General features: G+C 59.1%; 23 protein-coding genes and 1 pseudogene. 11 read left to right on the top strand and 13 right to left on the bottom strand.

Features of this window, described 5'->3' with window-relative positions:
• Positions 1–2: 2 nt before the first annotated feature.
• From ELH03_RS04425 to ELH03_RS04390, 8 genes and pseudogenes are all read right to left on the bottom strand, one after another.
• Positions 3–1,004, bottom strand: coding sequence for a glycosyltransferase family 2 protein (locus ELH03_RS04425; protein ID WP_130766083.1), 1,002 nt, complete (start codon positions 1,002–1,004; stop codon positions 3–5).
• A complete protein-coding gene (locus tag ELH03_RS04420) occupies positions 997–1,827 on the bottom strand; it encodes a hypothetical protein (protein WP_130766082.1) in 831 nt (276 codons plus the stop codon). The genes ELH03_RS04425 and ELH03_RS04420 overlap by 8 nt, the downstream gene beginning before the upstream one ends.
• On the bottom strand, positions 1,824–2,711 hold the full coding sequence (locus ELH03_RS04415; RefSeq protein WP_130658560.1) for a DUF6492 family protein: 888 nt from the start codon (positions 2,709–2,711) through the stop codon (positions 1,824–1,826). Before ELH03_RS04415 ends, ELH03_RS04420 begins: the two co-directional genes overlap by 4 nt.
• Positions 2,708–4,807, bottom strand: coding sequence for a putative glycosyltransferase family protein (locus tag ELH03_RS04410; RefSeq protein ID WP_130766081.1), 2,100 nt, complete (start codon positions 4,805–4,807; stop codon positions 2,708–2,710). The genes ELH03_RS04415 and ELH03_RS04410 overlap by 4 nt, the downstream gene beginning before the upstream one ends.
• Entirely contained in the window at positions 4,794–5,957 is a 1,164-nt protein-coding gene (locus tag ELH03_RS04405) for a glycosyltransferase family 4 protein (RefSeq protein ID WP_130766080.1), read from the bottom strand. Before ELH03_RS04405 ends, ELH03_RS04410 begins: the two co-directional genes overlap by 14 nt.
• A 26-nt stretch (positions 5,958–5,983) precedes the next feature.
• The gene (locus ELH03_RS04400) at positions 5,984–6,700 is read right to left on the bottom strand and encodes a glycosyltransferase family 2 protein (RefSeq protein WP_233942437.1); all 717 of its coding nucleotides are present in this window, start codon (positions 6,698–6,700) and stop codon (positions 5,984–5,986) included.
• Between the two features lie 168 nt (positions 6,701–6,868).
• The gene (locus ELH03_RS04395; RefSeq protein ID WP_233942061.1) at positions 6,869–8,125 is read right to left on the bottom strand and encodes a polysaccharide biosynthesis/export family protein; all 1,257 of its coding nucleotides are present in this window, start codon (positions 8,123–8,125) and stop codon (positions 6,869–6,871) included.
• A gap of 222 nt (positions 8,126–8,347) precedes the next feature.
• Positions 8,348–8,699: pseudogene (locus tag ELH03_RS04390) on the bottom strand (transposase); the annotation flags it as partial.
• 274 nt (positions 8,700–8,973) lie between these two features.
• On the opposite strand from ELH03_RS04390, the gene ELH03_RS04385 reads away from it, so the two are divergent.
• On the top strand, positions 8,974–9,927 hold the full coding sequence (locus ELH03_RS04385) for an NmrA/HSCARG family protein (RefSeq protein ID WP_128411601.1): 954 nt from the start codon (positions 8,974–8,976) through the stop codon (positions 9,925–9,927).
• A gap of 8 nt (positions 9,928–9,935) precedes the next feature.
• On the opposite strand, the gene ELH03_RS04380 is transcribed toward ELH03_RS04385, so the two are convergent.
• Both ELH03_RS04380 and ELH03_RS04375 read right to left on the bottom strand, forming a co-directional pair.
• Complete coding sequence (locus ELH03_RS04380) at positions 9,936–10,856, bottom strand: LysR family transcriptional regulator (RefSeq protein ID WP_128411600.1); 921 nt, start codon at positions 10,854–10,856, stop codon at positions 9,936–9,938.
• A gap of 97 nt (positions 10,857–10,953) precedes the next feature.
• On the bottom strand, positions 10,954–11,553 hold the full coding sequence (locus ELH03_RS04375; protein WP_128411599.1) for an NADPH-dependent F420 reductase: 600 nt from the start codon (positions 11,551–11,553) through the stop codon (positions 10,954–10,956).
• Between the two features lie 110 nt (positions 11,554–11,663).
• Between ELH03_RS04375 and ELH03_RS04370 the strand changes: the two genes are divergently transcribed.
• Positions 11,664–12,593 carry a LysR family transcriptional regulator gene (locus ELH03_RS04370; protein ID WP_130766079.1) on the top strand — a complete coding sequence of 310 codons (930 nt, stop codon included), beginning with the start codon at positions 11,664–11,666 and terminating at the stop codon, positions 12,591–12,593.
• Between the two features lie 85 nt (positions 12,594–12,678).
• On the opposite strand, the gene ELH03_RS04365 is transcribed toward ELH03_RS04370, so the two are convergent.
• Positions 12,679–13,668 (bottom strand): LacI family DNA-binding transcriptional regulator, encoded by a 990-nt coding sequence (locus ELH03_RS04365; RefSeq protein WP_245504873.1) that lies wholly within the window; start codon positions 13,666–13,668, stop codon positions 12,679–12,681.
• A gap of 611 nt (positions 13,669–14,279) precedes the next feature.
• Here ELH03_RS04365 and ELH03_RS04360 point away from each other — a divergent pair.
• Positions 14,280–15,785 (top strand): DegQ family serine endoprotease, encoded by a 1,506-nt coding sequence (locus ELH03_RS04360; RefSeq protein WP_128411596.1) that lies wholly within the window; start codon positions 14,280–14,282, stop codon positions 15,783–15,785.
• Between the two features lie 142 nt (positions 15,786–15,927).
• Here the strand turns inward: ELH03_RS04360 and ELH03_RS04355 are convergent, their stop codons facing one another.
• The gene (locus ELH03_RS04355) at positions 15,928–16,296 is read right to left on the bottom strand and encodes a hypothetical protein (RefSeq protein ID WP_128411619.1); all 369 of its coding nucleotides are present in this window, start codon (positions 16,294–16,296) and stop codon (positions 15,928–15,930) included.
• Between the two features lie 73 nt (positions 16,297–16,369).
• Positions 16,370–16,774, bottom strand: coding sequence for a hypothetical protein (locus ELH03_RS04350; protein WP_027685551.1), 405 nt, complete (start codon positions 16,772–16,774; stop codon positions 16,370–16,372).
• Positions 16,775–16,965: 191 nt separating this feature from the next.
• Between ELH03_RS04350 and ELH03_RS04345 the strand changes: the two genes are divergently transcribed.
• From ELH03_RS04345 to ELH03_RS04315, 8 genes are all read left to right on the top strand, one after another.
• Positions 16,966–17,268 (top strand): hypothetical protein, encoded by a 303-nt coding sequence (locus ELH03_RS04345; RefSeq protein WP_018449489.1) that lies wholly within the window; start codon positions 16,966–16,968, stop codon positions 17,266–17,268.
• A gap of 120 nt (positions 17,269–17,388) precedes the next feature.
• Complete coding sequence (locus ELH03_RS04340; RefSeq protein WP_128403796.1) at positions 17,389–17,652, top strand: DUF1488 family protein; 264 nt, start codon at positions 17,389–17,391, stop codon at positions 17,650–17,652.
• Between the two features lie 79 nt (positions 17,653–17,731).
• Positions 17,732–18,094, top strand: a complete 363-nt coding sequence (locus ELH03_RS04335) for a hypothetical protein (protein ID WP_128403797.1) — start codon at positions 17,732–17,734, stop codon at positions 18,092–18,094.
• A gap of 68 nt (positions 18,095–18,162) precedes the next feature.
• Positions 18,163–18,312, top strand: a complete 150-nt coding sequence (locus ELH03_RS37240; protein ID WP_165447333.1) for a hypothetical protein — start codon at positions 18,163–18,165, stop codon at positions 18,310–18,312.
• A gap of 85 nt (positions 18,313–18,397) precedes the next feature.
• Positions 18,398–18,841, top strand: a complete 444-nt coding sequence (locus ELH03_RS04330; RefSeq protein WP_128403798.1) for a pyridoxamine 5'-phosphate oxidase family protein — start codon at positions 18,398–18,400, stop codon at positions 18,839–18,841.
• Positions 18,842–19,053: 212 nt separating this feature from the next.
• Positions 19,054–19,290, top strand: a complete 237-nt coding sequence (locus tag ELH03_RS04325) for a hypothetical protein (RefSeq protein ID WP_128403809.1) — start codon at positions 19,054–19,056, stop codon at positions 19,288–19,290.
• Positions 19,291–19,406: 116 nt separating this feature from the next.
• Positions 19,407–19,589, top strand: coding sequence for a DUF3606 domain-containing protein (locus ELH03_RS04320; RefSeq protein ID WP_018517836.1), 183 nt, complete (start codon positions 19,407–19,409; stop codon positions 19,587–19,589).
• Between the two features lie 336 nt (positions 19,590–19,925).
• Positions 19,926–20,126, top strand: coding sequence for a hypothetical protein (locus ELH03_RS04315; RefSeq protein WP_128403799.1), 201 nt, complete (start codon positions 19,926–19,928; stop codon positions 20,124–20,126).
• Positions 20,127–20,247: the final 121 nt, after the last annotated feature.

Raw genomic sequence — 20,247 nt, 5'->3', positions numbered from 1 at the left:
GCCTATTCCACCGGTTCGAGCGCGCGAGCAGGAACGGAGGTGAACCGTCGCGTAAGGGCAGCGCGGGTCCTGCCGAGAGCGAAGCCGGCCGCGGTGGCCGCCAGGCCGGCGCCTAGCGCGACAACCCGAAGAAGGCCGCTCGGCTGCCCAAGCAGCACATCAGCGAACCCCCGCATAACCCCTTGAGGCAACGTCCTCGTCATATAGGTCTTTTCCGACGCCAGCGCCTCGCCGGAACCTGCCATCAACGATAGGCTGGCCTTTGAAAGCCCTTCGGCCCAGCATCGGTGAAGGAAATATTTCCACGTCGCGCGATCGGCGGGTATGACGTGATCGCTGCCGCTCGATGGCTCGAAGACGAAACGGCCATGTGGCAGAGCCTTGCTTGCACGGATGCAGAGTTCGGTTTCCTCGCATCCGAGCGGCAAAGCCTTGGCCGTTCGGCCCAAGCCGGAATCGAAGCCGCCCGTATGATCGAAGACGTCGCGGCGGATGCACATGGACGCGCCGATGAGGTTGCGCACCGGCCCCGGATGAAGGCCGCGATAGGTGCAGCCGAGGGTCCACAGGAATTCGTCGGGAAACCAGGACGGACGGTCTGTTTCCCACAACGGGCGGATAGCGGACACGGCGCCCAGAACCGAGGGATCCTCCAGTTGCCGCACCAAAGTCGCCAGCAAATCTTGATCCGACACGGCGTCGTCGTCGAGAAACAGGATGACCCCGCCGCGGCTGACAGAAATCCCGGTATTGCGGGCACCGGAGAGGCCGGGCGGATGAATATTCTCGACGATCCTGACTGGGGTTTCGAAGCGCTTGGCGCGCAGACGCAGCGCGAGTGCCGGATTGTGATCGACGATGACGACGATCTCGTCCGCGGCCGGGACTTGGCGCGCTGCCGACTCGATTGCTTTGTTGAGGATGTCCCAGCGCTTGTCGGAATAGCAGCAGATGACGATTGCCGTCGTGAGCTTGCCGGGCACGGGGTGCTGGAAATTATCCATTTTTCATCTCCGGATCAGCGAATTGAAGGCTTATTCCGGTGGGTGCCGGGGACTGGAGTGTGTCGATGGTTATCCAGACCTTGCGGTAGATCGTTCCTCTGTCGCCGCCCTTGAAGAGCCAGGCTTCCAGCCGTGCGGGAGGGCGCGTTTTTGTCGGTACGGAGAATTCGAAGGTTTGGCTAGAGGAAGGTGCCAGTTCGAAGGTTGGCATCCTTCCGATCAACGCGCCGCCCAGAACAAGGTCAAGACTGTAAAGCGTCTTGGCGTCTTCCGAATTGCGCACGCCGATCGTTACCACATTGTTCGTCCAGTTCCATTTGGGCACCATCCAAAGCTCTGTGAAATGAAACGGCTTGCGTTCAAGCGCGACCGGGCGCGCCATGAGGACGGAACTCGTCGCCAAGATCATGGAAAATGCGAAGATCAAAAAACGGCGGCCGGGCCAAGCCCAGGGAATGGCTGAAACCGGCCTTGCGAGCGGCAAAACGTCATTCAGGCACCAAACGGCGATGGTCGTCAGGCCCAGCGCGTATACCCAGCCTCGCGCATCGAGATGCCCGGCGACATGCAGCAGAAGCCCCAAAAAAATGCAGACCGCGAAGCTCAGGAAAACCGCGAGCGTCCCCCTTGTGACCGTATCGCCCTCTATGCGCAGGGTGTCCACCAGCATACGGCCCGGGAGATACAGTACCAGCGGTGCGCAGAGCGCCAGACGGACCGCCTTCTCCCAGGTCGAAAAGGTTTCGGGCAGCCACGTTACGGCCAACGCAGCGGCAAGAACCCACAGCGGAAGGATTGCCAAGAAGACACGGCGGGCCATCATCGGAGACGGGCTCCTGCATCCGCCCATGCCGTCGCGCCGATGATCTGAGCGGCGCCCGGGTTCACCTTCATGAGCTTCTGCCGTATCACGTTCGGGTCGAAGGATTTCTGGACGAGATGAACGATCTTGCTGTCCAGCCGGCTCAGAGTGAGGCCGAGGCGACTATGGATCTGCGTCAGATAGGCCCCGCGCGCATCGCGCATCGTCGGTGACTGGTGCATCACATCGAGCAGAAAGACGGAATAGAGCGTCCATTCCCCGAACCGTGCCTGGTCCTTTGACGCGCTGAGACCCTTGAGCAGCTCGACGTAGGGTTTTGAGCCGTATTTCGACGCGATGTAATCATTCAGCGCGATGAGCCATTCACGTTTGAAGCAGAAGAAATCGTTGATGAAATCGACGTAGCGAAAAGACCGGACCGGCTCGACGCCGAGGATCTTTGCAACATTGCGCAACCGTTGCTTCTCGAAACGGTAGTGCAGATCGGGAAGCCTGTGGCTGGAATAATAGAGAACCGGTTCGCGCCGGTCGATCAGATCGGTCATCGCGATGGGCCGCAGCAGCAGTGTATCCGCACCGAGATTACAGAAATGGTCGGTCCGGCAGAATTCGAAGGCGCGCAGCTTGATGATCTGCTGCCGAAACCAGCCGGGAAGTTCCAGTTCGCTGGCCGAAAGCCAGTCGTTGTCGCCCGTGACGGCGGCGCCAGGCACGAGACCCTTCGCGTCGAGGAAGGCTCTTAAAGCGGCCGGGTTGTCGGTGACCATGGTTAGGTTTCCCTTGTCGGGGAAATGCTGCTGGTAGGAGCGAAGGGACGCTTCGAGTAAATATTCGATGTCCCGCGAATGGACGCACATGAAAGCGTCGATACGGCTATCGATCATTGTAAATCTCCGTCTGTTCGTCCCAAGGATTGCACCGGCTCTCCGGTCCGCTTGCGAGGGACGCCGGGCTGCCGTGGTTGCCCGAGCCGCCCCACATCGAAAATGACCATGAAGCCGTTGTCGAAGGTGCGGTCGACATCGGGCGCGGAATTGAACTTGAGGAGCGACGACGCCCGGAGGGGGACCATGTAGTTTCGGTCTTGCGCGCCGCCGTCGAAATAGACGCCGACGCCGGGCAGGCCGGTGGTCAAGCGCAGGTCGACCATGACGAAGCCGACTCCCGAGTCGATCAGCAGCTTGCGTTCCATCGGGCCGAGATCGGCTGCGGTGATGGCCATGCTTGTATCCTGCCCGCTCTCAAGCGTGGTCGAGACCTTTTGCCGGCCGTAGGTAGACAGGAGCAGGCGATTGATCCGGTCGCTTGCGAAATGCTGGTCGCCGCCCAGCCATTCCCTGGTCCACCTTGCGGCGCTGATCCCCATCGGTTCTATCGACGAGGAGTCGGCCGACACTTCATAGCCGGCCGGAACGAGGATACGTGGTCCCTCGGAGCTGATGACGCCAGCAATCAGCACCGTCGTTGCGGCCGCGGCAAGCGCCGTCGCGCGCAGCCAGCCGCGCGACGTGCCTTGCCAGAACGCCGCGACGGCCACCGCGACGACAATTGCGACGCCGAGGAAGGATAGCGAGCCGATGCGGTTGCCGATCTCCCACCCACTGCGGGTCAGGCGGAAGATGATACTGACGGGATAGGCCAGCGTCACCAAAACGAGGACGACGAGAAGGCTTGACCGCCATAGGCGCCATCTGGTCGGCGGCCAGAGGATGCTCGCATTCCGGTGCCGCCCATTGAAAACGAGCGAGCGGAGAAAGCCGGTAAGAAGGCCCAGGCAGATCAGCGCGACGCCCGCCATCGTCAGGTTACGTTGCCAAGCAGGCGCCAAGACTCCCGTGTCCGACACGAAAAGCTTACGCGTCGTGGTCGAACTCGATACGAATTGCGCTACCTCGCGTATGCCGCCTTCCAGTACGGGAAGGATGTAGCTGCCGGTGGGGTTCCCGACGATCTTCGACCAGGCGATCGGAGCAATCACGGCGATCGAGGCCAGCAGGATCGCCTGCCGCCTTTGCATAGCGGACGCGCCCTGCCTCAGGCATTCCATCACCGCCGTGCCGCACAAAAGGGCCGTGCAAAAATAGGAGGTGAGATGATGAGTCACCGCGAGCGCGACGATCAGGACCATGGTGGCGACGACCATCGGCCAGCCTGCCGTGTCGCCCCGCGCCATGCGTCGACTTTCCGAAACCAACAGCACCGCCGCAAGCATGGGGATCGCCAGGCTTTCATAGGAGTAATGCACGTCGAACAGCAAAAACGTGGACGAGCCCATGTAGATCAGGCAGGCGATGGAGGCGATCCGTGCCGAATCCGTGATCTTCTCAAAGAGCAGGAATAGCGCGAGCATCAGCATCATCCGTGCCGTCGCCAACACGATGAGGCCCGCCGCGAAGACGGACAGTCCGGACAGGTTGACCAAGGCGGACGTTATGAGCTCGAGCCCGGGATAGAGGGGGCTGACCGGCAGAAGGGGATTGGGCAGGAACAGTCGCCCCGCCCCCAGTATGTCGTTCACCGTCGCCCAGTGCAGGAATTCGTCATGGTCTATGAAGGCGACGGGTGCGCGGATGATGCGTACCACGAAGAAGGCTGAGGTCACGATCACTATGAGCGCCAAGCGCTCCAGGCGGCTGGCTCCCGGATGGATGATTCGCGCCGCTGCGGGGAGAAAGATCGCGGCGATGGCGGTATAGAACATGGGAACCGCCCAGCCCTCTCCCAGGCGACTGGCATTTGCAGCAAGAGCGATCACAATAAGGGCGCAGCTGCACAGGAAGGCAAAGACCGGCGACATCCCCAACGACGATGGATCGGCAACACCCCCAACCGCGCTGTCCCGCCTGCGCAGGCCCAGAAATGCGGCGATCCACAGATCGATGCGTGGAATGGAAACCCTTCCTGTATAGCCATGACGATAAGCTCTGCCCAGGTAGGCCTTCTGCTGGTCTGGAGAAGTCCGCCCCTCAACAACGGTCATCGTGCTTCAAATCTCCAAGCAGTGCTGGACCGGTTCGCAGTTCAGGCTGCGGATGCGAAAGTATGCGCCTGTACACCATCAGCAGCCGGTCCGTGCAATCGTCCCAGTCCGGCAACCTCGTCTCAATGGAGATCGGACCCGCGTCCATGGCGGCCAGCATTTCACGCGCGGTGAAGTCTGGCGAAGCGTTGAGCGGAATGGATCGCACGAGGCCCTCCTCAGCCAGCTCCCGAAAGCCGGATGTGTCGGTGGTCAGTACGGGAGCCTTGACCGAAAGCGCCTCCATAACCGCCACGGGATGAGCTTCATAATCGCTGAGGAGCACGACAAGAGCGGCCGAAGACAAAAGATCGGCCATTGCGGACCGGTCGGTCGGCGGAATTGCCCCGATCTCGACACGGTTGCCGAGCCCCAGCTCGGCCACCTGCTGACGCAGCTTCGCCTCATAGGGCCCTTCTCCTAGGATCCGAAGGCGCATATCAGGGAATTTCGTTGCCAGCACATTAAATGCAGCAAGCGCCCGATGATGACCTTTATAGCGCTCCAGCCTGCCGAGCGAGACAATCAGCCGCCTGTCGTGAGGTGAAGCCGGTCGCCGCGCGGACTTTTCCGGCAGCCGCGCGCCATTGGGGATAACGATGAACCGGTCTCTCGCGATTGCCATATTCCGGCTGAATAGATCCGCTTCGAATCGCGACACGCCAATGAGTTGCGCTGCCCTGGCAGCCAGAGGCGCAAGCATTCTATGTTGGAAGCGCCGGATCGAGGACCGAAATCGTGACGAATGGCCACCGCTGTGAAAGGTGACCACGAAAGGAAGCCCCTTCCGCGATGCGGCGGCCATCATTCCGAGCGGTGCCAAGAAGGTGTGGTAGCCCTGAACATGCATCAGGTCCCAATCGCCTTCGGCGACCGCCTTGAAGACGCCGGGGGCGAAGCACCAATCCCGCCCACTGGGAAACGTCTTCAGCCTGACAATCTGCACGCCGTCTCGGGTTTCCGCTGCCGGAAGAAGGCCGTCGGGATTGCCCGTCAATACCGTCACCGTATGCCCCTTGCGCACGAGCCGGGTTGCGACCTCGCTTACATGGGTTTCCGTCCCTCCGGCAAAAGGCAGGTATCTCGCGCTGAGCATCAAAATGCGCATCATGCGGCCTCGCCAATTAAATCCAGACCTCAGGAAATGCCCTGCTCGAGGACTTGGACGCCCGTCGGCGTACTGACGCGTTCTCGGAAGATCGTCTTCAGCACGCGCCAGCCATCCGGAAGGGCACGCAGATTGCTAACGCCGAAGACGCGCTCCGATTCAAAGCTTGCGACTTCCATGATTTTGAGCTTGTTCTTCAGGGCCCGCAAATTGATCAGCGTCTCAATTTCGAAGCCGTCGCAATCGGCACGCAGCAAGGGAACATGCCGTCTCCAAAAGCCCATGTAGCCGTAGCACAGATCGCTAAAAGAGCTGCCATAGAGCATCCGGACAAGGAGGGTCAGGCCCAGATTGCCGAAACGGCGGATGACCGTCATGTCGCTGGTGCCGCCACCCTGCATAAAGCGCGAACCCTTGACGAAATCCGCACCTGCAACAAGAGCCGCGACGAACAAGATGATTTCGTAGGGATCCATCGACCCGTCAGCATCAAGCATCACGATCATATCACCAGATGCGGCTTCGAAGCCCGTCCGCAATGCGATACCTTTGCCCTTCTTGGGCTGAAGTACGATCTTGACATCGTCGCGCATGCTTCGCGCTATATCCGGCGTTCCGTCTGTCGATCGCCCATCGACGATGATGATTTCATGCACCCATGTCGGTATGCGGGGCAGGAGAAGCTTGATGTTTTCCGCTTCGTTCAAGGTTGGAATGACGAGTGAAGTCCTTGGCAAATTGAACATCGGACCTTGGACCGGCATCGAAGAATGCGAGGATTGTTGCGCTTCAATTGTAGACATAAGCTCTCCTTGGCGTTTTGGACCGCGTGACAAATCGCAATCGACGATGCCCCTGAGCTCTTTGGCCGAGAGGAGGACTGAACTCTCCTGGAAGAGTATGGTGGCTAAGTCTCAATGTACTTTGATCAGATCGCCGGGCTGTAAGACCGTTTCTTCGGTCGCAGGTTCGACGATGACACCATTCGGTCCAGGCCGAACGATTTCAAATTCAACACCGGCGCTATCATTCGACGAGACCATCGACCGGAAGATTTCAAGATCGCTCTCGGTCGCCTTCAACGCCGTGGATAGGCCTCTTTCGGCATCCGCTGCCGACTTTTCGATCTCGATCTTGCGTTCGATACCATCGCGCTCAACGTCCTGTTTCGCTGCCGCCAGCCGTTGCTTTGCGCTCTCGACATCGATGACGGCTTGCTGCTTTCGATCTTCCGACTCGGTCAGTTCGCTTTGTGCCCGGGTCAACTCAATGCTCGTGACAAGTTTGTTTTTGGCCAACTTCTCGATACTTGCCAGCCGATCCTGACGGACCCGAATGGTGGCATCATAATTGCCGACGCGCGCCTGCCGCAGATCGAGGTCGGCCTGAGCATTGGCAACAGATTTTGCGTAAGCACTGCTCTGCGCATCCTTGCTCGTCGTTACCAATTGGCGCTGCCATGTCTCATCATCCAGCAACCGTTGAGCATCGGGATCGGGACCAAGAACAGGTGCGCCAATGCTGGCAATTTGCACGGAATCGCGCTTGGCCCTGAGCACCTCGGTTCGCGACGCAAGCCGCTTCAGATCGACCAACTCAGCCTTCAACCGCTCGATCTGGCGTGTAATTTCCACACTCTGCCATGGCTCAAGACTCCTCGCCGTCATGCCACCCGCTTGCGCAACGGCATGCAGAACAGTCATGCCATCAACATATCGAAACGAGCCAGGATTACGAACCGGGCCGGTAATATAAACAGGCTGGTGCTCAATCTTGACAATATTCACGAACCCCTTTCTGCCGACCAAACTTTCGTAGGAAGGAAGAATTGTCGCCTCCACATCCGCCGGAGGAAGCCCTCGAACCCGGAAGCGTCCCAAAAGCGGAAGCGAAATCGTTCCGTCCGCTTCAACGACGTATTCGCCAGTGAGCTCGGGGCGCTGGTAAAAGTTCCAGGGAACCGAGCCCTGTGAGCCCGTCCAGCGATCTTCTACGGAGGCCAAGCTTTCGTAAAATGCGAGATTCAATTTATCGCCTGAGCGAAGAACGTCACGCAACAGTTGAGGCTGCCGGGCCGAAGTCTCACCAGATGTCGGAACCGAGACCGCTCCCGTGGACGCAGGTAACTCTTCCGCTGCTGACGTCAATGGAACAATTGCTGCAAATACCATGCATAGTATTGTTTGATTTAGGCGAGAACAGCCTCTCAACCTATATTCAGGCATAGCCGGCGATATTATCTGCGAAAGCTTCATGTTTCGAATTTCCGCCTTAAAACCGTACTAATTTCCCTGGATCTCTTTAAGACTAACATAATATTAACCATATTCAATAGTACTTAAGAAGGATTAGTACATCCTCGAAGGAGCCTGACAGGCCGAGTCGAAAAGAATTCAATGAATGTAGTATCTTGCCAGGCGTCGGGTGAGGATGCGAATACGCGCGATAACGATCCAGGCTTCGGCCGACGCGACTGATTTTTCCCAATTCTTGGCCAATGCCGTCATTCGCCAAGCCATGTGAAAATTCGCTCCACGACCCAGCGACGAAGCAGCAGTTCGAAACCCTTGGCCTTATCGGTTCGCTGGACGATCCGCAGGGTGAACTTTGCGACCTTTTGCAAAGCCCTCTCAGCTTTGGTCCTCCGTAGCCGCCATCGGCGAAGAGATGTCTGAGCCAGGGCCAGCGTTTGAGAATGGTTTCAAGGACGACACTTGCGCCGTCGCGATCCTGGATGTCGGCAGAGTCCAGGGATGGCTTTCGGCGCTTCCGGTCATCCCGGCGCGGGTTTCGACGTTCTGATCCGGGATGGCGAACCGATTTGTATCCGCGCCCGGCCGGTGCCATTTATCCATAAAATGGCATTATGTTATGTATTTCAGATATCTACAGCCGCAGAACCTGGTGAGATAGGGTGCACGCAATTGAGGTGGGCTCTCGGCACCGGCCGACCGCTCTCGCGCAAAATGACGCCTGGCACCGCAGTCAGCGTCAATGACAGGGAAAGGTCTAAAGCTCTATGTCCGCACATGAAAAGCCACTTATCGCGATTGCCGGTGCAACGAGCAAACAGGGGCGCAGCGTCGCCGCGACACTCCTTCAGAGCCAACGTTTCCGGGTGCGTGCTTTAACCCGGAAAAAGGATTCGCCTGAGGCCTTACGTCTGGAGGAACGCGGCGCTGAAATCGTAGCCGTCCCTCTCGAACTTGGCCGTCAAAAGGACCTCGTCGCAGCCTTCAAAGGCGCGGATGGCGCATTTCTGATGACGCCGCCGATCGCCCCGCCGGAGACCATCGAGGCCCCTCTCGGCCGGCAACTGGCGGATGCCGCCGTTGAGGCCGGCGTCGGGCATATTGTTTTCAGCACACTTGAGAACGTCGACAAGATCACCAGGGGCACGAAGTATGCGCCGCATTTTACCGACAAAGCGCGCGTTGCAGACTATATTCGCGGCCTGCCGGTCTCTCATTCCTTCGTCATGCTGGCATTCTTTTACACGAATCTTCTCGAATATTATGTGCCGCGCATGGAGGGCGATACGCTCCTGTTGCCGGTTTATCTTCCTGAAGATTTCCGAGCGCCTTTTGTCGATCCGCTGACGGCGACCGGGCCGGTCGTCCTCGAAATTTTCTCAAATCCCGAGCGTTACAACGGCAAAACGCTGCCGATCCTTGGCGACATCATCTCTCCGGGCGAGATGGTCGAAACCTTTCAGCGCGTGACCGGGCTCAAGACCGAGTATCGAAACGCTTTCACCCGGGATGGCCTGCTGCACTATTTTCCGGAGTTTGCCGCCAACGAACTTCTCGTTCGAGAGCTTCTGGGGATGGTCGAATATGCTGTCGACTATGGCTATTTCGGCAAGGAGCACGACCTCGATTGGAGCCGTCGCCTGAACCCCGAGACGCTCAACTGGGAACAGTATCTCAGGACGACAGGGTGGCGTGGCGATAAGCGGTCTTTCGGACTTTGAACAAAGACTTACGATGGCCGGATTCCCGGCAATTTCGAAACCTCGGCGACAAGAAAGTCGACGAGAAGCCGAACGCGGGCAATGGCTGCACGCTCTGGAACGATCAGCAAGCTCACCGGAACCGGTAAAGGACGATAGTTGCCAAGCAAGACCTCGAGCTGGCCGTCGTCCAGAAGATCGTGAACCAACCAGAGATGTGCAGGACCAATGCCGCGTCCGGCGGCGAAGGCTTCGCGCGCCGCAAGCCCGTGATCGACGCGCAGCTTCCCGCTGACCGGGATCATCAGGCTTGCGCCATCGGGAGAGGAAAGAACGAGCTGATCGCTCCCCGCCACATTGGACATCACGACGGTTTCGAAGCGTGACAGATCGGCTGGGCGCTCTGGCCGTCCATGGACGGACAAATAGGTCGGAGCGCCCACCAGCAGCCGATGGCTTTCTCCGAGCGCGTGAAGTTTCATCGCGCTGTCTGCGAGAGGCCCAAGACGGAGTGCGACGTCAACGCCTTCGCGAACCAGGTCGATCCGCTCGTCCGTCAGGTTGAGATCGACCCGGATATCAGGATGCCTGTCCTGGAAATCGAAGATCAGGCGCGTGATGTGCATCACGCCGAGCGCTGCCGTACAAGAAAGCCGAACAGCGCCCGCGGGGGCCCGACGGGCATCTCGCGCTTCTTCGGCAGCCTGTTCGACCAAGCGTAATATCTGAAGGCAGTTCGCATAATAGCGGCTACCTTCGTCGGTGAGGGTGACCCGACGCGTGGTTCGACTGAGAAGCGGGACGCCGACAGCCTCCTCAAGGTCATTGAGGTGCCGCGTCACGGTGGATTGACCGACACCCAGCTCTCTTGCGACCATCGACAGGTTGCCGCGTTCGGCGACGCGAACAAAGGTGCGCATTCTGTCCAGAGACAGTCCCGCACTATCCATTTTTCAGCACAGTGATCCTCATTCATTCCATATAGGGAATAATCTGCGCCGTGCCTAGTTCGAGCAGATCGGCCGGATTGATCCGGCCGATCGCTGTTCATCCGAATTTGACGAGGTTGAGGACAGGCAACGGCCCGCCGGGGAATTGGGCGAGCTTGCCGCCAATTGAAATCGGCCCGAGATCGATGCCGGCAAAGCCCAGCTTGGAGATCAGCGCCCCCACTTCGGCCTTCGATTGGGCATCGTCGCCGGAATAGAAGAGCACGCGGCTCCCGCCCTCGGCGTGGGGATCGGCTGAAACCAGATGCGCCAGAAGATGGTTGAATGCCTTGACGACGCGAGCACCGGGCACCAGGCTTGCGAAGACTTCTGTCGACAAGCGACCGTTCAGCTCGGCCGGTTTGAACAGCGGTCCTTCGATCGGATTGTTGGCGTCGATCACGATGCGGCCCGCCCAGTCGGGAAGATCCACCAATGCCTTGGGAAGCTTCGACCAAGGGACGGCGACAAGGACGAGGTCGGCTTTCGCCGCCTCTTCGATCGTCCCCGCCGTAATGTGCGGCGACAGTTCCTCGGTAAGATCCTGCAATGTATCAGGGCCGCGACTGTTCGAGATCGTGGCGGAGATGCCGTTGCGGGCAAGGGCTCGGGCGAAGGCGGAGCCGATCTTGCCGGCGCCAATGATACCGATGGTCATTGCGATAACTCCATGTTTGGTTTCGATGGAGCGAATATCGCCTTCTTATTCGCTTGTGATTAGACGGAATTGCCTGTTATCAATTTCAAGCATTCATTGAAAGTGACGGCATGGAGACGCTTGCAAACCTGGAATCCTTCGTGCGCAGCGCCGAGCTTGGGAGCTTCTCCTCGGCGGCACGACGGCTCGGCCTGACGCCAGCGGCGGTCAGCCGCAATGTCGCAGCACTTGAAGGCAACCTGAAACTCAGGCTGTTTCAACGAAGCACCCGAAGCCTGACGCTCACGGAAGCAGGCGAGCGTTTTCTGCACTCAATCCGAGACCACCTGGACAGCCTGCAGGGAGCGATCTCCGAGGCATCAAACGAACAGTCCGAACCATCCGGCGTGCTGAAACTCAGCATGAGCCCGACACTCGGCATAGGCTATATCCTTCCGCTATTGCCGGAGTTCATGCAGCGATATCCGATGATCCGGCCGGAATGGATGTTCGAAAACAGACAGGTCGATCTGATCGCCGAGGGCTATGATGCTGCGATCGGCGGGGGTTTCGAGTTGACGCCTGGTGTCATCGCCAGGCCATTGGCGCCTGCTCATATTATCCCCGTGGCATCACCGGGATATATGGGCGATCGTGTTCCGCCTCATGATCCATCAGGCTTGCGCGAACTCGACGGTATTGTCATGCGCTCGATGCGGACGGGTCGAATTCACCAGCGGCAGATGCGCAATCTTGCTGGAGATGAGCAGCCTGCGGCCTTGAAAGAGAAGATCGTCGTCAACGATCCCGCCGCAATGCGATCCGCCGCCCGTCTCGGCCTTGGTGTCGCGATGATCGCCAAGGCGGATGCTCTTCGCTATCTGGAGAGCGGCGAACTGATCCGATTGATCCCGGCGTGGTATGCCGATGCGGGCCCGATTTCGATCTATTATGCAAACCGCACCCTGTTGCCCTCCAAGACAAGAGTGTTCATCGACTTCCTGACGGAGGTTTTTCAACGTGAACGGTGGCCGGATCGATTTGCAGGAACCCTGGGCTGATCTCGACAGTTTGAGGGCGTTTTTGACTGGCCTCATGGCCGGTACAAAGCCTGCAGATCATATCGGCTTGCCGCGTCGAGCCGCGCTAGCGCGTTGAGCCGCGCGGGATGATGGCGAAGCCGCAATCGACCTTGTCTTCGCCGGGCGGCTCGTCGCGGACGGCGCGCAGCAACATGTCGGCGACGCGGTAGCCGATATCGTAGCGCGGTATGTGCACCGTCGTCAGCGATGGCTCGGTGAAGGCCGAAAATTCCAGATCGTTGAAGCCGCAGATGCCGACATCCTCCGGCACGCGGATGCCGCGCACGGCGCTTTCGATGAGCACGCCGAGCGCCAGATCGTCGCTTTGGGCAAAGACGGCATCAATATCCGGCACGCGCTGCAACAGGCGGGCAAACAATTCCCTGCCGAGGCCGGTGCTGCTTCCCTCATCTCCGCCAATGGCGAGATCGGGATCGAAACGGCCGGCTTCCCGCATCGCGGCCTCATAGCCTTCCTTCCGGCGACGCGAGCGAATATCCGTGCCGCGGCCGATGAAGCCGATCCTCTCATAGCCCCTCGACAGCAGGAAGCGGGTGGGTTCGGCGCCTGCCGCATGATGATCAAGGCCGACGACCAGCCTTTCCGGCTCCTGGCTGAGATCGGTGATATGGGCGATCGGACAGGCGGCATTCTCGATCAACGGCAGAAGATCATGATAGGATTCGGCACCGGCGATGATGACGCCGGCCGGCTTCTGCATCAGGAAGGATTTCAGTTGGCCGGCCTCGCCGTCGGCATGGTGGAGCGTGTTGGAATACTGCACGCCGAATTCGGTGGCGCGCAAGCGATCCTCAATGCCGATCATCAGGCCGGCGAAGCCGTGCTGGTGCAAAGCGGGCGTGATGACGCCGACGCTGCCGTTGTGGCGGCCAGCCAACGCCCGGGCGGCAAGATTGGGGATATAACCCATCTCGTCGACCGTGCGCAGAATGGTCTGGCGCAGATCCTCCGAGACGATTTCAGGATTGCGAAGCGCGCGCGAAATGGTGATGGGGCTGACCCCCACCCTCTTTGCCACATCGCTCAACTTCACATGCGCGCCGCGCCTGGCCTTCCGCCCCCGCTCCACTGCCGTCCTCACCGCCCCGTTATATCTCGCCCGCGAGACTCGCATGCCCTCGAATCGCGGTCTTTACTTTCTGAAGAAGAAATAATTTAGAGTCTACTAACATTTTATATTCGTAACAGGATCCTGGAATACAATTTCCAGAAAGAGCAGCAGGATCGTCTGTCGGCAAATTACGGGCGCCTGCGGCGATCGGATCACCGCCTTCGGGAATAAGTCCATTTATTTTCGAATGAAAACATCGCGGCGGACGCGAAGCGAGGCAAAACCGGGCCGGAAGTTCTGCAGCGGGGCAGCCGGCCGGAACGCATGGGCAGCGAAGATTAAATTCCGGTCATAACTTACAAATTGGCAATATAAACATGATCAAACTTTAATTTGTAAATCCGCTCGATGGGATCATATGAATCCCGGGCGCCAATTCTTCTCTTCCCCCGGTCGCCGCCCCTCGACGACTGTGCGTTCCCCAGAGGAATTGCCGCCAAAAGCCATCCGACGCCAGGTCCCAGGACATGGAACCACGACGCCATCCAAAGCCAACGCTCTCGCAAGGGACCACCGCCCAAGGGATCACCACCATGTCACACATCTTACGCAAACATCGCACCGCAGCGCTTGTCGGGGCCGCCATCATCGCCGGCGCGGCATGCCTGCCCTTTACGATCAATTCGTCCAGCGCCTTTGCCGCGCCGTCCGATGCCGGCGGCGTTCTCGCACCGAGCGGCTCCTTCGCGTCCATCGTCGATGCCGACAAGCCTGCCGTCGTCACCATCACCACGACTGTCAAGGCGACCGATGTCAGCGCCGACCAGCAGGAGTCGCCGATGGACGAGCAGTTCCGCCAGTTCTTCGAGGACCAGGGCATTCCGCTGCCGCGCCAGGCGCCGAAAAACCGGCCTTCGCAGCAGGCAATGGCGCTCGGCTCCGGCTTCATCATCAGCCCCGACGGGGTGATCGTCACCAACAACCATGTCATCGACAATGCCGTCGACATCAAGGTGACGCTGGATGACGGCACGGAGCTGCCGGCCAAGCTGATCGGCACCGACCCGAAATCCGATGTCGCCGTGGTGAAGATAGAGGCGGCGAAGCCGCTGCAAACCATTGCCTGGGGCGATTCCGACAGGCTGAAGCTCGGCGACCAGATCCTGGCGATCGGCAACCCCTTCGGCATCGGCACCACTGTAACCGCCGGCATCGTCTCGGCGCGCGGCCGCGACCTGCACAGCGGGCCCTATGACGATTTCATCCAGATCGACGCGCCGATCAACCATGGCAATTCCGGCGGCCCGCTCGTCGACCGCAGCGGCAATGTCGTCGGCATCAACACCGCCATCTATTCGCCGAACGGCGGCAGTGTCGGCGTCGGTTTCGCCATTCCCTCCGACGAGGCCAAGGCGATCGTCGCCAAGCTGCAGAAGGACGGCTCGATCGATCACGGCTATCTCGGCGTGCAGATCCAGCCGGTCACCAAGGATGTCGCCGATGCCGTCGGCCTAGATAAAACAGGCGGTGCGCTGGTTGCCGCCGTCACCGCCGATACGCCGGCCGCCCATGCCGGCCTGAAGCCAGGCGATATCGTCACTTCAGTTGGCGGCGAGAGTGTCAAGACGCCGAAGGACCTGTCGCGCCTGGTCGCCGACCTTTCGCCGGGCGCCAAGGAAGCCCTCAGCGTCTGGCGCGACGGCAAGACGATCGATCTCAACGTCACCGTCGGCACCAATGACGATGGCCAGAAACAGGCTGCGGCCGAAAGCCCCGCCAGCAAGGACGAGAGCAGCGGCCAGCCGAGCCTCGGCATCGGCTTGGCCGACCTGACACCCGACGTGCGCCAGCAGCTCAACCTGCCGCGCTCTGTCAACGGTGCGGTGGTCGCCAGTGTCAACCCGGACAAGTCGGCCGCGGCCGCCGGAATTCAATCCGGCGATGTCATCGTCTCGGTGAACGACAGACCGGTCCACAACACCCGCGACGTCAAGACCGCGATCGCCGATGCCGGCAAGGCCGGCCGCAAGTCGGTGCTGCTGCTCGTCGAACGCGACGGCAACAAAACCTTCGTCGCCGTGCCGTTTGGGGCGGCCTGACGCTCGCCCGAGCTTTTGCCACAAACAGGAAAAGCCCGCCTGAGGCGGGCTTTTCGATAGACCGGCGCGGAAAGGCTTTGGAGCCAAGCACCGCTCAGTCGGCAAGAAACTATAGGGCGCCGTCCGCTCCTCTATTTCCTGCTCAGGAAGATTTCAGCTTCTTTGTCTTTGCGCGCATGCGGGATTTGCCCTTTTGGCGGTTTGCCTCTTGCCGCTTTATCGCGTCGGATTGGCTGCGTTGCGCGGCCTCCAATTGCTGCCGCGTCGGGAGATCATGGTCGTAGGTGGAAGCGCTGAATGCCGTCGCGTTGTCGAACGGACCTTTGTGTGGACGCGCCAGACCATAGGCTTGCTTATCAGCGTTATCGATCCCCTGCTCCGGTGACCGCGCTTGACGCGCCTGCGTTATCAGATCGTCGGCGGTCCAGCTTGACGTCGAGCTTTTCCGCACCGGGGCGATGATCTCGCGTTGCCTGGCCCGGTCCTTTTGATCGGCGTGAATCCCAGACATGTCTTCTTCCTTGTTCGTCATGTCATCGTGACGATCGATCGGGCGTTGCCGGCGACGTCGCAGCAGGGCCTGTTCACGGGATCTCGGACACTCGTTCAGGCAGCCTGGTTTTGGGAAAGCGGTAAGCTGGCGGCCGCAGCGGTGCGTCCGCACGTCCAGACGCCGTATACCGCGCGATCCGATAGGCTTTCACCGGGGCGCCACCGTCATCCTGCCATCTGGCAAAGGAGCCGTCTTCCAGTGCCTGCGGAAGCGGGCCTGAACTCAACTGTGTGGCGAGATACATTTTCAGAGCCGATTTCAACGCGGCCTCATCGACGATCCCCATCTGGAAACAATGAATGAGGAAACTTGTGGCGCTGATCTCGCCATCATCGGTCGCGTAGGTTTCGCCGCCGCGAAAGCCGGCCTTTCGGAGGATACGGTCCAGCATTCTCAAATTGTGGATATCGAAAAATTGATCTGATGTGGAAGACATTGCGTCCTCCTTCGTTGGGGCTAGGGTTCGCTGGCGCCAGGGTTTACTGGCGCGCCCCAAGCAGCGGTGCCCGTATCGTGCCCGCCGATAGTTCAGTTTGCGCTCTTTGCCATCTGACCGCAACCTCATTCGGCGGCAGCCATTGATAATGGCGTGGCGGAACCCATTTTAGAGAGAGGAGGATACGCATCATGCAGTTCAACGGTGAAGCGACCCTCACAAAGCCGTCGGCACTGGCGGTTTCGGAAAGGCGTGCGCTCATAGATCACCTCAGAGAGGTGATCGCAGGCCTGGCTCACGGGCTGGCCGCCGACGGATTACTGGACCTTGTGCCGCCTCTGCTTGAGATAAACAAAGTCCTCCGCGATATGACGGACGAAATTTCGCGTGCGGATCCGGTCTATTCCGACGAGATCATCACTGGTACGGTGCGCTTGATCAAGACATCGCAGGCTTTGCTTGATGACCGGGTCATCGTGCAGACGATCCATTAAGCAGGCCGATTGCCAACCATTTGGCATCAAGCTGCCCGTTCCGGCCAGCCGTGCATCGACAATCATCGCCGGGTCCGAGGTCCGCACAGCGGCTCCCGCCCACTTCCAAGGATAACCGCAATGGCACTTATCTTTCCCAACAGAAGCCGCAGCTTCGACGAAGCGAGAAAAGGTGTCCGCTTCACCGGCTATGACGGCATGTTCGAGGTCAGGTTTCTGGTCGAAGAAGCAGCGCTCGGCAGCGCGATCACCCAGAATTCTTCCGAAGCCGCATTTCTCAACGCCTTTGATGCGGCGCGTTCTTCCATTCAGGAGGCTGCATCGAGGGTCTATCAGCATCGACGCGGAAACAACTTCACGCTCACGGCTGCAGATTTTCGCTGATCGCGAGAAGGTGTGCGGCCGGTGAACTGAAACGGCCACCATCCGGCTACTGCCGGATGAGACAGGGGGAGCAAAGCATATGGTTTCCACACGATACCGCCCGAAAGACCTGAAGCTGGCGCGTCGCCATATCGTGAAGGCGGCGCACCGCGTTGCCGATCAGGAAATGCTGATCAGGAAACTATTGCGCAAAGGCAGACCCTCCGGATCGGCCTATGCGCTGCTCAGCAGGCTCTACGACGATCAACGGCGGAAACTCGATCGGCTGAAACTGATCGAAACGATGGTTGAGGTAGAAGCGCAACCCTGTATGGACGTGCCCCGCAATCCTGCCCCCTCCGCGCCACCCCTTGCGATCGTGCACAGCAGCGAGATCTCTTTGCCGGAACGGCAATCCGCCACGCCTTGTAGCGCAGATGATTGGCGCCCATATTTGGTGTAGTGGCAGCTTGTGAACGGGCGCTGCTTCCCGGGGTAATCAGAGTTATCCGGCCCCAACCAAAGGAGGGCATGATGTCTTCCACGGTACACATCCATTCGTGGAAACGCCTGGCCCAGCATATCGGCAGGTTCAGGTATATCGACTTTCTGGTGAAATCGACACCAGCCATCTGCCTGGCCTTTATCGTCTATATCATTCTCAACGATGTGTTCTGGTAGGCGCTGCAAGACTGTTGCGGCGAGCCAAGACGCTTGGCTGCCTATCAAACGAAGGGCTGAAACGCTGACGGAATTGGATAATGCGATGCAACTGCGAGAAATGGGTGAACAAGACTGCCTCGCCTTTCTGGCAGGCCACACCCGTGGCCATCTGGCATGCCTGGGCGAAAAATATCCCTATATCGTTCCCATTCAGTATGCCTATGAAAAAGACCGGCTTTTCATATTTTCCATGCCGGGCCTGAAGATTGATCTATTGCGGGCCCATTCACCCGCCTGTGTTCAGGTTGAAGAGTTCGGAGAAAACCGAACGTGGAGGAGCGTGCTTGTTCAGGGCACCTATGATGAGCTGACCGATACGCCGGCCCGGCATGACGAACGCATCCACGCCTGGTCTCTCCTGCAGAAGCAACCGTTCTGGTGGGAACCCGGAGCGTTTGCCTTAAATTCGGAAAGCGAAGATAGCCCTGCTCCCTCCATATTCTTCGGTATTTCGATTGAGATGGTATCGGGAAGGCAAGTGGTTTAACATGCGGGCGTTCAGACTGACCGCGCCTTGATCCTTGATTCGCAAGGCGGCGCTGCTGCATGATATATGGAACTCCAGACAGACACCCCCAGCTAAACGCTGTCCGATACCAGCCTTCCCATAGGGGCGCGGATTGCTTGATGCATCTTACCAACGTGGCCTGCCGAACCGGCACCGCGTTGAATGCCACGCGACCATCCATAGGGAAAACGATGACAGACGCACCTGAGAATGAAGCGCTATTCAACATCACCGGGCACTATGTGCAGGAATTGAAGGCCGTTCTTCAAAGCGAGAGCATTGTCGAAGGCACCGACTACGAAAACAGCGCCTTTAACGAAAAACGACGGGCGGAAGGACTGCACCTGCTGCGATTCCACAAGACCGGCACGGCAACGCAGGCGACGCAGATCTGGGAAAAACATATGACGGCCCGAGCCCATCGATAAGACGGCACGAAGCCAATTCTTCGTTTGATGCCGACTTGAGAGCGCCGGTTCTCCGATCCTCGGTTCGGAGACGGCGTTGGCACGTCCAGTTCAACATTTCCATGGAAGGAAAAATCATGTCCAATGACAAAACGAAAAAGATCCAACCCGCCAAAGAGGCCGTCACTGAGGCGCCCTACGAAGTCATCTATTTCGCCAAGAAACATCGTATTTCCAACGAGGATGCCAGGGACATCATCGAGAAGCACGGCGCCAATCGCAAAGAGGCTGATAAAGCCGGCCGCCGTATCAGCGTCTAGGGTAAAAAAATAGCCTCCCAGGCGCTAAACTCTACGGCCTTTATTTGATGCATGTCATTATCCCAAAACCGCGCACACTTTTGGGCGACATGCATTAGCCGCAGCTGGCTTTGCATCTGCTTGCGATGCCACGATGCAACATCAGCGGACGAATTAACCCTACTGGCTTACCTTAATATCAGCATGCGCTTGAATACATCCGCCCCTATGCCATCGTAGCTTCAACGACAACACTTCTGGTTCCTGAAGCAGCTCGCCGGAACCGTGGCCCGCCTTTCCCTGGAGAGGCCGGCTTGCCTTCATAGGGCCCGAGCTAGATCGAATGGAGGGTATGCCATGAACAACGTCTTGGAATTTCGTCCAAAATGCCCGCATGTCGAAAGTCTGTCCGACTGCCGGGAAGCGCTTGAACCGGCCGTGATGAAAATCGTCAGCGACGCCATCGGCAGGGGGTACACGGCCGCGGAAGCCGCCATGGTGGTTGCCGATATCGCCGACGATTACATCCTCATGCTCTCGCGGCAACTGCAGCATTGATACGCTTTCCTGGCCCGCACCTGTGCCTTCTTGGGCCAGCGCGGGTGCTTCGGTCGACGCGGATCGCCGCGTCTTCGAAGGTGGGAACTTCCAACGTCCAAGTGACGAAAGACCGCTGCAT

The organism is Rhizobium beringeri, from assembly GCF_004306515.1.
GTDB lineage: Bacteria > Pseudomonadota > Alphaproteobacteria > Rhizobiales > Rhizobiaceae > Rhizobium > Rhizobium beringeri.
The sequence above is the reverse complement of the archived record's forward strand: the minus strand, read 5'-3'. Positions and strand labels throughout refer to the sequence as shown.